Source organism: Actinotignum sp. usb-actsch-213 (assembly GCF_059085665.1).
In genome coordinates, this window is sequence record NZ_JBHNSQ010000010.1 from 1 (window position 1) to 10313 (window position 10313).

Annotated in this window: 8 protein-coding genes and 1 pseudogene; 5 read left to right on the forward strand and 4 right to left on the reverse strand. The window is 62.7% G+C overall.

Features of this window, described 5'->3' with window-relative positions; translation table 11 throughout:
- A pseudogene (locus AC5RK6_RS00775) lies at positions 1-368 on the forward strand (hypothetical protein); the annotation flags it as partial.
- A gap of 119 nt (positions 369-487) precedes the next feature.
- Here AC5RK6_RS00775 and AC5RK6_RS00780 read toward each other — a convergent pair.
- The 3 genes from AC5RK6_RS00780 to AC5RK6_RS00790 all read right to left on the reverse strand — a co-directional run bounded on the left by AC5RK6_RS00780 (position 488) and on the right by AC5RK6_RS00790 (position 3945).
- The gene (locus AC5RK6_RS00780) at positions 488-1135 is read right to left on the reverse strand and encodes an ABC transporter ATP-binding protein (RefSeq protein ID WP_016443260.1); all 648 of its coding nucleotides are present in this window, start codon (positions 1133-1135) and stop codon (positions 488-490) included.
- 9 nt (positions 1136-1144) lie between these two features.
- Positions 1145-2512, reverse strand: coding sequence for an FtsX-like permease family protein (locus tag AC5RK6_RS00785; protein WP_435730967.1), 1368 nt, complete (start codon positions 2510-2512; stop codon positions 1145-1147).
- Positions 2513-2580: 68 nt separating this feature from the next.
- Entirely contained in the window at positions 2581-3945 is a 1365-nt protein-coding gene (locus AC5RK6_RS00790; protein ID WP_320757237.1) for an ABC transporter permease, read from the reverse strand.
- 244 nt (positions 3946-4189) lie between these two features.
- On the opposite strand from AC5RK6_RS00790, the gene AC5RK6_RS00795 reads away from it, so the two are divergent.
- From AC5RK6_RS00795 to AC5RK6_RS00805, 3 genes are all read left to right on the forward strand, one after another.
- The gene (locus tag AC5RK6_RS00795) at positions 4190-5668 is read left to right on the forward strand and encodes a threonine synthase (protein WP_320757238.1); all 1479 of its coding nucleotides are present in this window, start codon (positions 4190-4192) and stop codon (positions 5666-5668) included.
- A gap of 166 nt (positions 5669-5834) precedes the next feature.
- The gene (locus tag AC5RK6_RS00800) at positions 5835-6785 is read left to right on the forward strand and encodes a ribokinase (protein WP_320757239.1); all 951 of its coding nucleotides are present in this window, start codon (positions 5835-5837) and stop codon (positions 6783-6785) included.
- Positions 6786-6824: 39 nt separating this feature from the next.
- Positions 6825-7673, forward strand: a complete 849-nt coding sequence (locus AC5RK6_RS00805; RefSeq protein WP_320757240.1) for a Cof-type HAD-IIB family hydrolase — start codon at positions 6825-6827, stop codon at positions 7671-7673.
- Between the two features lie 12 nt (positions 7674-7685).
- Here the strand turns inward: AC5RK6_RS00805 and AC5RK6_RS00810 are convergent, their stop codons facing one another.
- Complete coding sequence (locus AC5RK6_RS00810) at positions 7686-8480, reverse strand: hypothetical protein (RefSeq protein WP_320757241.1); 795 nt, start codon at positions 8478-8480, stop codon at positions 7686-7688.
- A gap of 384 nt (positions 8481-8864) precedes the next feature.
- Between AC5RK6_RS00810 and AC5RK6_RS00815 the strand changes: the two genes are divergently transcribed.
- Complete coding sequence (locus AC5RK6_RS00815; protein ID WP_284894956.1) at positions 8865-10256, forward strand: NAD-dependent succinate-semialdehyde dehydrogenase; 1392 nt, start codon at positions 8865-8867, stop codon at positions 10254-10256.
- Positions 10257-10313: the final 57 nt, after the last annotated feature.

Consider the following 10313-nt stretch of genomic DNA (forward strand, 5'->3'; position numbering starts at 1 on the left):
ACCCGAGCGCGGATCCGAGCAATACTCCGAGCCCCTCGCCCAGCGGCAGCCCGAGTGTGGAGCCGAGCGCTATTCCGAGTGTGGAACCCAGTGGTGACCCGAGCGTCGAACCAAGCGCGGATCCGAGCATCGTCCCCAGTAGTGGCCCGAGTGTGGAACCTAGCGGTGACCCGAGTGTGGAGCCGAGCACTACCCCGAGTGCCGAACCCAGCGGTACCTCGAGCGTGAAACCCACTCCGAATATCAAGAAGGTGGAAAAACCCAATAAGAAGCTGCCGGCTACCGGATTCGAAGGCGGCTTGATTATTGCGGTGATTGCCGTATTCGGAACAGGTATCGCCCTGTATCGGAAAGCGAAAGCCAACTAAGGTATGTTGGAGGCGAAATAATTAGAGTGAGCGGGGGCCGATAACTTTCGACCCCCGCTCACGTTTCAAGAACCCTGGGCTCCCGTGCATCTTCGCGCAGGCGAAGTGCAGCGCAGCGGCTAACGCGCTCCCGCCCGCTGCTCGGTGAGGCGCCGGTGGGAGAGCGTGAGAACGCGATCCGCGCCCCGGGCAATATCCGCGGAGTGCGTGACAAGAATGACGCACTTGCCGTGCAGATGTGCGGCGTCGTGCAAAATCTGGACCACGCCGCGCGCGGTATCCTCATCAAGATTCCCCGTCGGCTCATCCGCAAGAATTACCGGCGCCGGGGAGGCCAGCGCCCGCGCAATCGCCACCCGCTGCTGCTGCCCACCGGAAAGCCGCAGCACATTACGGTGAATCTCATCCTCACTCAAACCCAGCTCCAGCAGCACGGAACTATCCGCCCGCCGATCCACCAACCGCACATTTTCCAGTGGCGTCAAGTAATCAATGAGATTGTAATTCTGGAACACCAGCGAAATATGGGCACGGCGGTGATGCGCATAGCCCGTCGTCGCAATATCTACACCCTCAAAAAGCACCGCGCCCTTCGTGGGCGTATCCAAACCCGCCAGCAAACTCAACAGTGTCGATTTACCCGCACCCGAAGCGCCCAGCAGCGCCGTAACCGTACCCGGCTCAAAACCCGCGCACACATCGGTCAACACCTTCGCTCCGCTACCCGGGTAGCTGTAACTCACGTGATCAAGTTCCATAACATTCATAATCTTTTCCTAACTCAGTGACGAAAGAATCTGCCGGGGAGACCGGCGCAAAATCGGAAATAGTGCAATAGCCAGCGCCACGGCAAGAATCCCGGCGCCGATACCCAGCGCCCACGCAATATCCGCGCCGCTCACCGCCACGGGAGGTAACCCGGCCAGCGCACCCGGTGCCGCGCCGTCCACAACGGCCCGCCCCACCAGTGCGGTGAGCTGGCGTCCCGCAAGAATAGCGACGACGCCGCCAGCCAGTGCCAGCGCGCCCAACTCAAGCGCGCAACCGCCGGCAATCGCCCGGCGCCGCTGCCCGAGCGACAGCAAGACCCCAATTTCCCGCATACGCCCGCGCACCCAGAGAGCCAACACCGCGGCGGCAATCACCACTCCGGCCGCGCACGCACCGCTGAGCAGCGCACTCAACAGTCCTTCCACGCTATCCACCGCGCGCAGCACCCCACTGAAACTCGCGGCATTGTGCTCATAAGTAAGGTCAGGAAGCGCGGCACGGGCCGCGGCCAGGCTCGCGGGTAACTCGCTCGCGCTCGCGGTGAAACACCGCACTCGGGTGGCGCCCGCATCCCCGCTGAGCTCGCGGCCCGCCGCGCTATCCACGAGAATACGATTCGCGGCTGCGCTTGCCGGCAACCCGGAGGGATTCGGGGTAGTGCCGTCGAAAATGCCGGTGACGGCACGGGTGACCTCGCCGGCCGGGCCGCGCAGCCGCACATCATCGCCAAGCCGCAAGCCATTAGCTTCCGCGAAATCACGGTGGATAAGGGCGCCCGGTTCCGTACCGTTGTTCATCTTTCCGGACGCGAGCCGGTAGAGCTTGGCCGCGAAAGCGGGGAAACGCGCCGGATCGTTACTTGCGGTTACCGTCACCGCCCCCACGACGCCGGCATCCAATTGCACCCCGCCCGCGGTGGCCACCGCTCGGGCTCCAACCGGAGTGGCCAAAATATCTTGCTCGGTGGCAGTGCTTGTCACCCCTGGCAGCGCCGCGAGCTGGCTGGCCTGGGCTGGACTCAGAGTGGGTGCGGCTTGTGTCAGCGGATTATCGCCGGGGTTGGTGTTGGGGCTATCGCTGGGGACCGCATCGTTCGGTGCGTCGTTCGGTGCGTCGCCCGGCGTATCTCCCGGCGCGGTCTCCGGTACTCCGGCAGCCGCGCCATCCGCATCACTGGGCGAACCGGCCGGTGCACTCGCAACGAAACCGGCTCCCACCTGGGCATCAATAGCGGTGCGTAGCTGGCCCATCGCTCCGCGCACCCCGGCCTGCGCCACCAGCGCCGTAAAAATCAGACTGATGACCACGAAAAGTAGGGCGTTGCGGACCGGGCGGCGCCGCAGCGCGAGCCCGGCGCGCCGTCCTGCGCTCATGGGCACGGGGGGCAGAGACCCCTGTGGCGGGTGGCCACCTGCCTGGCCACTCCCGGGAGTTACCCCGCTCATGCCGCGCTCACCAGCAGTTTACGCGGGGAAGTGCGCAGCATGGGGAGAGCCGCCAGCACGGTTGCCCCGATGAGCACGGCGAGGGTGAGGGCCAGGGCGAGCGTCGTCGTACCCGCACTCAACTGGACCGCAAGATCATCCAAGGTTCGCGTGGCCGTGGTGACATCCACCCCGCCACCTAGCGGGGCCTGCGAGGTAAGCTCCTCCATTCCCGACTTCTTCACCGAGGCGAGCACGCTCGTTCCCACCCGCTGGGCAACAACGGTACTGAGGGCCACCCCGGCTGCTGCCGCCGGGATACTAATAAAGATCAGCTCCACCAGGTATTGGCCCAGAATCTTCAGTTTCGAGGTGCCGATAGCGAGCAGCACCCCGGTTTCGCGGCGGCGTTCGCGCAGCCAGAGCACCAGCACCAGGCTGAGGAGCGCGAGGGCGAGGATCGTCGTCGTGATAATCGCGCCCGTCATCACGCTCTGCACCCCGGCCACCGCGCCGGTGATACCGGTAAGCAGCTGAGAGGTGCGGGTGAGCTGATAGTTGCGCCAATCGATGGGTAGGCCACGCGCCTCGTTCATCACCGCTTCGCTATCGGCATCCTCGGCCACGAAGAAGGTGGTGTCTTGGTAAATTTCCGTTTCCGGGGTGTAGGCGTACAGCGCGCGGGTGGTGGCAAGGTCGGTGTAGACCGCATTTGCGAAAAGTTCGAGGCGGCGCGCGGCCGGTTGCGGGTTATCCCCGCGCACCAAACCCACGATCTCCACGGTCACTTCCGCCGTGGATTTCTTCGTATTGTCGTAATCATAAGGATTACCGCGCAGGGTGAGTTTCGAGCCAACGGTCAATCCGTTGAGCCGCGCCAAATCCTCGTGAATAATTGCCTTATTTTTATCTTCACGGGTGATGTGCCGCCCGGCTACCAGCTCGAGGGTGCCGCTGCGAATATTCGTTTCATCGGCACTGGCACTTACCCCGCGTACGCTCACGGCATTGCCGAGTTGCGCCTCGCGCTTGGCATCGTATTCCTGGCGGTCCAGCCGGGCCACCTTGGCGTTCACGAGATCCGCGGTAACATCCTGGCGCGCGGTGAAACGATCCACTCCGGGCAGTGCCGCGATCCGCTCCACGTCCGCGGGTTTGACCGTCCCGCCCCCGCGTGGGGTACCGGAATTATAGGGGGAGTTCTCCAATACGAAACCGGATCCCAGGGTGCGTTCCGCGTCGCGGCCCGCCGCTGCCGATGCCGTTTTCACCGCCCCGGCCGAAACCAGCACGGTTACCACGGCCGTGATGATGACGAAAAGAAGGAGGGTACGGATATGTTTTCGGGTGACGTAACGCCACGCGCGTCCAGCTAAGGTCACTACCGGGTACCTTTCACGTCTTCGGGAAAATTTCTGATAGGCACTAGCATTTCTCAGCTTACTGGAGACTTCCTGGAGGCTTCGTGAAGAGATATGAAAAGCCCTGCGTGCCGCGAGCCCAGCGTGCCGCGGGCCGTGTGCGCCGGGCAGGCTGTGCTTGGCCACCGGTATTGCGAGCGGCGGGGAGCCACTATGATGGGAGAGCGGCGCTTTTTCCCGCACCCACCCTCAGCGAAAGGCGAGCATGCAGTTCATCTCCACCCGTTCCGGGATGGAACCGGCTTCTTTCACCGATATTCTGCTGGACGGTCTGGCCCCGGACGGCGGCCTGGTGGTACCCGAAAGCATCCCGCATGTGGATGCCGCTCAACTTGAAGCTTGGCGCGGCCTGAGCTATCCGGAGCTGGCAGCGGCGATTATCGGCCTGTACGCTACCGATATTCCCACCGCGGATCTCGAGCGTCTCACCGCGGCCGCCTATAGCCCGCAGAACTTCCCGGGCGGGGTACCGCTGCGCCGCGTAGATGACACGCTGGTCTTGGTTGGCCTTTCGGAAGGCCCCACCATGGCTTTCAAGGATCTCGCGATGCAGTTCCTGGGCCAGGCCATTCCCTACGTGCTGGCTGCCACCGGGCGTGACCTCACCATCCTGGGCGCCACTTCGGGGGATACCGGCTCCTCGGCGGAATACGCGTTCCGCGGCCAGCCGGGCGTGCAGGTGGTTATGCTTTCCCCGCGCGGGCGGATGTCCGCGGTGCAGCGCGCCCAAATGTATTCCCTCCAGGACGCCAATATCCACAATCTCGTTGTCGATGGCGTTTTCGACGACTGTCAAGACATCGTTAAAACACTCAGCTCTGATATCGACTTCAAAACGCGCTACCGCATCGGAGCGGTCAATTCCATCAATTTCGGGCGCATCGCCGCGCAAATTGTCTACTACTTCTGGGCGTGGTTGCGTTTCACGGATGGCACGTTCGCGCAGGATAGGAACGACGACGCCGCCGCTGGCGCGGCCTGCCCTATCGCTCCCGGTGCTGCGGGCGAGGCGAGTACCGGGGCCACCCGGGTGGATTTCTGTGTGCCCTCCGGTAATTTTGGCAATATTTACGCCGGCCACCTGGCTCGCTGCATGGGCCTGCCTATCCGCCGGCTGCTGTTGGCCACCAACGAAAATAATGTGCTGGAAGAATTCTTCACCACCGGGCGCTACACCCCGCGCTCGCGGGAGCACACATTCGCCACCTCCAGCCCGTCCATGGATATTTCCAAGGCATCCAATGTGGAGCGTTTCATCTACCAGGTGCTGGGGGCGGAGTTCCCGGTTGCCTGGGAGCAGCTGAACGCTACCGGAACTCTGGATATGCACACGTATCTGCCGGAATTTGGGGAGAAATTCGGCTTCGCGGCCTCCTCATCCCATCATGCGGACCGCCTGGCTGCCATTGAGTGGACCTACCGCACCAGCGGGATCCTCATTGACCCGCATACCGCGGACGCGGTTACGGTGGCCCGCCGCCTGAGCGATGGCGCGGTCCCGGTCCTTGCCTTGGAAACCGCCCGCCCGGAGAAATTTGCGCATACCGTCCGCGAAGCGGTCGGGGATGCAGCCGATGACCTGGAGGAACGCCTGACCGGGCTGCTGGCCCTCCCGCAGCGTTCCACTCAGGTTCCGGCCGATCCGGAAGCGGTGCGCGAGTATATTTCCACGCATTGCGCTTAGTGGGCCGCCGGGCGGGTTTCCCGCGCGGCGCGAGGCGCCGCGCGCGTCGTCGTACCTCTATATTCCCGCGCCGGAAACAGGCTGGATCCGGGTAGTATATGAGGTAATGAGCCGCGCGATTGGCGCCGTTGCCCGCGCACGAGCCTAGACAGAATGGGGTGTATCCATGGCACGCATTTTCGTTGTTGGAAGCATGAATTCCGATACCTTCCTTAAGGTGGAGAATTTTGTGGAGCCGGGAGAAACAATTTCTGCACTCAGCTCCCATACCGCGCTAGGAGGGAAGGGGCTCAATCAGGCGGTCGCCGCGGCCCGTATGGGAATCCCCGTGACCATGGTGGCTGCCCTCGGGCGCGATGCCGTGGGGGATGCCGTTGCGGCTGAGCTCGCCGCGGAAGAAAATCTTGATATGGATGCCGTGCTGCGGGTGAATGAACCCACCGGGCAGGCCATGATCCAATCCGATGCCGATGGAGAAAATGCCATCGTGGTGGTGGCCGGTGCGAATGCCGCGAATACCCCGGAGAATGTGGTGGAGCGTCTCGCCGCGGTAGAGAGCGGCGATATTGTGGTGTGCCAATTGGAAATTCCCGAACCCGCGGTGGCGGCCGCATTGGCGGAGGCAAAGAAACGCGGGGCGACCACGGTGCTCAACGCCGCTCCGGCCGCCCCGGTGGGCCACCTGCTGGAGAATGTGGACGTGCTCATCGTCAACGAAACCGAGGCCGATACCATTTTGGGAACCAAGGTGACTGATCGCGCCCAGCAGCTCCACCTGCGCTACGGCGGCTCTATCGTGGTGACGCTGGGGAGCCACGGCTGCCAGTATATTGACGCCTACCTGCCCGATGCTGATGTCAAGGCGGATGCGCTGCCCGCCCACCACGTGGAGGTGGTGGATACCACCGGCGCGGGTGATGCTTTCGTGGGAGCTTTCGCAGCTGCTTTGGCGGTGGGTGAGTCGCTGGCCACCGCGGCCCGCTGGGGCACGGCCCTCGGTGCCATTGCTACCGGGGCTTCGGGGGCGCAAGGCTATACGGCTAGCCGTGCGGATGTGGTGGCGCTGGCCGGTGTCGGCACAGCTAGCGGTGCCGACACGGAAGCCGCGGCCAACTAGAGCACTCGTGAGCCCAGCACCACCCCGAAAGGTTTCTTTGTGCAGCCCGTAGCTACCGATCTGAGCCTCCTGCGCGAGGCCGCCGCCAGCGTGAAACTCGTTGTCGTTGATATGGATGGCACCTTCCTCCTGCCGGGGAAGGTTTTCCCGGAACGCGGCAATGAGTTGGTGGCGTGCCTGCGAGAACGTGGCATTATTTTCTGTCCGGCTTCCGGACGGCAGTACCAAACCCTCGCGGATATGTTTTCTGCCCACGTGGAAGGCATGCCCATTATTGCGGAGAACGGGGCGAATGTGCGCCGTGACGGCGAGCCGCTCGCCACAACTACCTTGCCGCGGGAAACCAGCGCGCGGGTCGTGGAGATCGTGCGCGAGCTCAGCGCAGCCGGGGAAGATGTGGGCACGGTACTCTGCGGGGAGAAGGCCTACGCCGAACGCAACGATACCGCGTTCCTGGATGAAACCCTCGCTTATTATCACGCGAATGCGATTGTCCCCGACCTCATGGCCCATACCGAGGGGATTTACAAAATTGGGGTGCTCAGTTTCGCCGATCCGCTCCGGCGCGTGATCCCGCTGTTGGAAACTCTCGGGCCGGGCGTGGATGTGGTGCGTAGCGGCGAGCTGTGGACGGACGTCAACCCCTCCGCGGCCACGAAAGGCACCGGCCTGGCCGGCCTCCAGGCGGGCCTGGGCATCAGCCCGGCGCAGACCCTGTGCTTCGGGGATTTCAATAATGACATCCCCATGTTTGAGCACGCGCATTTCAGCTTCGCCATGGCGAATGCCCAGCCCGATGTGGTGGAGGCCGCCCGCTACGTGGCGCCCTCCAATGCGGAGGAAGGCGTGATTACTGTGCTCAGCGACCTCTTCGAGCTGGGCCTTTAGCCGTAAAATCCGCTAGTTTTGCGGGTCCTGCTGCGGTTCTTCGCCCTCGCGCGGTTCTTGTACGGGCCGCGTTTCCGCGGGCGCCGCGCTTTCCCCGTGGTCCGTATTTTCGGGCGACGACGCCGCAGCTGGCGCAGCGGGGGCAGCGGCTACAGCCGGCGGGAACACGGGATTCTGCGGCGGGAACTGCGGGCTCTGGCCACCGGAAACGTTACCGGGCTGCGCCGGGACGGCTGCCGCGGTAGGTGTCTTCGCGATTTGCCAGATACCGAAACCGAACATGAGCACGGCGGCCACCGCGAGCAGATAGAAGCCAATTCCGGGAGCAATATCCACATCTACACCCTGGGATTGCCCGTAGGCAATGATGGTATCCGCATCCGAGGGCTTGATATTAATAACCAGGTAAATCCCCACGATAACCGCGCCGACAATGCCGCCCGAAGACCACGTTTTGCGCACTGCGGCGGGTGCCTGGCGCACCAGCCCCACGAAAGCACCAATCGCGCCCAAGGCCAGGCCGATGGTGATGAAAATGGCCACCGATTTGGTATCCGTTTCCCACAGTTTGACACCGAAATCTTCCGATTGGGTGCCGGCGCTCATATGCAGGGTCCAGAAGTGCAGTGCCGTGCCAATAAAACCGATGATGGAACCGGCCAGCACGCCGAGCGGGGCAGCTAGCGGTGGCGTGGCGCGTACCGCCGGAGTGCCTGCGGCCTCGGGCAGGGGAGTGCCGGCGGGCGCGGGCGCATGGAACGAGTGCTCCGAGGGCATATCGGCCCCCTGGGGGAAAGTGTTACTCATACTCCCTAGTTTAGGGGCCGTATAGCGATGGTGGGGTGGGTGGATACCACACGGCGCGGGGTGCGTGGGAACGACGACGCAGCACCGGGACAAGAGTCCCAGGGCTGCCCTATGTTCACCCAGAGATATGAAACCCCTCACACGCACTCGAAAATAGGTAGAGTAATAGGTAGGAATGCGGGAGTTTTCGCGTTCCGATCATAACAATATACGTGTTCTCTTCCCGCGGGTAGCGAAGCGCTGTTGCTTCCCTACCCGGCCCTACGTCCCTGTATATGCGCTGCTGGCACGGAGGTGTGCGGGATACGCCGGGAAGCCCATCGAATTTATCCATGACGCGGGCGGGCCGCGGGTCTGCTCGCACCGATACGCAGAGGTCGAACAATGGCGTACAAGACAGTCAGTCCGTACACCGGTGAAATACTCAAGGAATATCCCACTGCCACGGATGAGGAAGTTAAGAAGGCAGTTGACGTTGCCCACGAAGCTTTTGTGGCATGGCGGGAAACCTCGTATGCACAGCGCGCCCAGGTACTCCAGAAGGCCGCTGATCTGCTGCGCGAACGCCGCACCGAATACGCCTCGATTATCACCAAGGAAATGGGCAAGGTGATCGGGGAAGCGGAAGCGGAAGTCGATATTTGCATCGCGATGTTTGAAGACTATGTGCGCAATGGCGAAAAGTATCTTGCCACCCGCACGCTCCCCTCAGATAAATACGGGAAGGACTCTGTGCAGCTGCTCTTCCAGCCGCTCGGGGTGCTCTTCATGGTGGAACCGTGGAACTTCCCCTACTACCAGATTGTCCGCGTGGCTGCCCCGCAGCTTTTCGCCGGCAATACCCTTATTCTCAAGCACGCATCGATCGTTCCGGAATCGGCCGCTACCTTCGTGGAGATCTTCCGCGAAGCGGGCCTGCCCGAAGGCTGCTTCCAGAATCTCTACCTCTCCCATGACCAGTCGGAGATTGTACTGGCCGATCCGCGGGTGCGCGGGGTGGCCCTCACCGGCTCGGAAGTGGCCGGTGCTGCCATCGCGCAGCTCGCCGGCAAGTACATTAAGAAGTCCACGCTGGAATTGGGCGGAGCTGACGCTTTCATCGTGCTCGAGGATGCCGATATTGATAAAACGGTTGCTTGGGCGGTGACCGGCCGGCACTGGAATGCCGGGCAGGTGTGCTGCTCCTCCAAGCGCATGATCGTTGTGGATGCTGTGTATGACGAATTCATGGAGAAATACCGGGAAGGCGTCAAGCAGCTCAAGGCCGGAGACCCGATGGATCGGGAAACAACCCTGGCACCGCTGTCCTCCGCGGCAGCGAAGCGTGATCTTGCCAAGCAACTGGAAGATGCCATCGCGGAAGGTGCGAAGGCCGAAGAAGCCGGAATCGAACTGCCCGAGCACGGTAACTTCTTCCAGCCCACGATCCTCACGGAGATCCCCGAGGGCGCCCGGTGCCGCTACACGGAATTCTTCGGGCCGGTTTCCCAGATTTACCGGGTCAAGGACGAAGAAGAGGCGATCACCCTCGCCAATGATTCCCCTTATGGCCTGGGCGGTTCGGTCTTCACCGAAGATCTGGAACGTGGCAAGCGGGTAGCGGCGCGGCTGGATACCGGGATGGTTTATCTCAACCACCCCACCGCGGTCGCGGCGGATATTCCCTTCGGCGGCGTGAAGAACTCCGGCTATGGCCATGAGCTCATCGACCTGGGTATTCACGAATTTGTCAATATCAAGGTGGTGGCTAATTCACCCATCGACGGTGAATTCTAAGCCCTGATTACCGGGGCCCCGAGTGGCCGCGGATGGCCTCATCTCCCAAGGGCCAGA

What these genes read in the sequence shown, in the direction of transcription:
- AC5RK6_RS00795 (WP_320757238.1), top strand. Translation starts at nt 4,190, where the DNA reads ATGCAGTTCATCTCCACCCGTTCCGGGATGGAACCGGCTTCTTTCACC.
- AC5RK6_RS00800 (WP_320757239.1), top strand. Translation starts at nt 5,835, where the DNA reads ATGGCACGCATTTTCGTTGTTGGAAGCATGAATTCCGATACCTTCCTT.
- AC5RK6_RS00780 (WP_016443260.1), bottom strand. Translation starts at nt 1,135, where the DNA reads ATGAATGTTATGGAACTTGATCACGTGAGTTACAGCTACCCGGGTAGC.
- AC5RK6_RS00810 (WP_320757241.1), bottom strand. Translation starts at nt 8,480, where the DNA reads ATGAGTAACACTTTCCCCCAGGGGGCCGATATGCCCTCGGAGCACTCG.
- AC5RK6_RS00815 (WP_284894956.1), top strand. Translation starts at nt 8,865, where the DNA reads ATGGCGTACAAGACAGTCAGTCCGTACACCGGTGAAATACTCAAGGAA.
- AC5RK6_RS00785 (WP_435730967.1), bottom strand. Translation starts at nt 2,512, where the DNA reads ATGAGCGCAGGACGGCGCGCCGGGCTCGCGCTGCGGCGCCGCCCGGTC.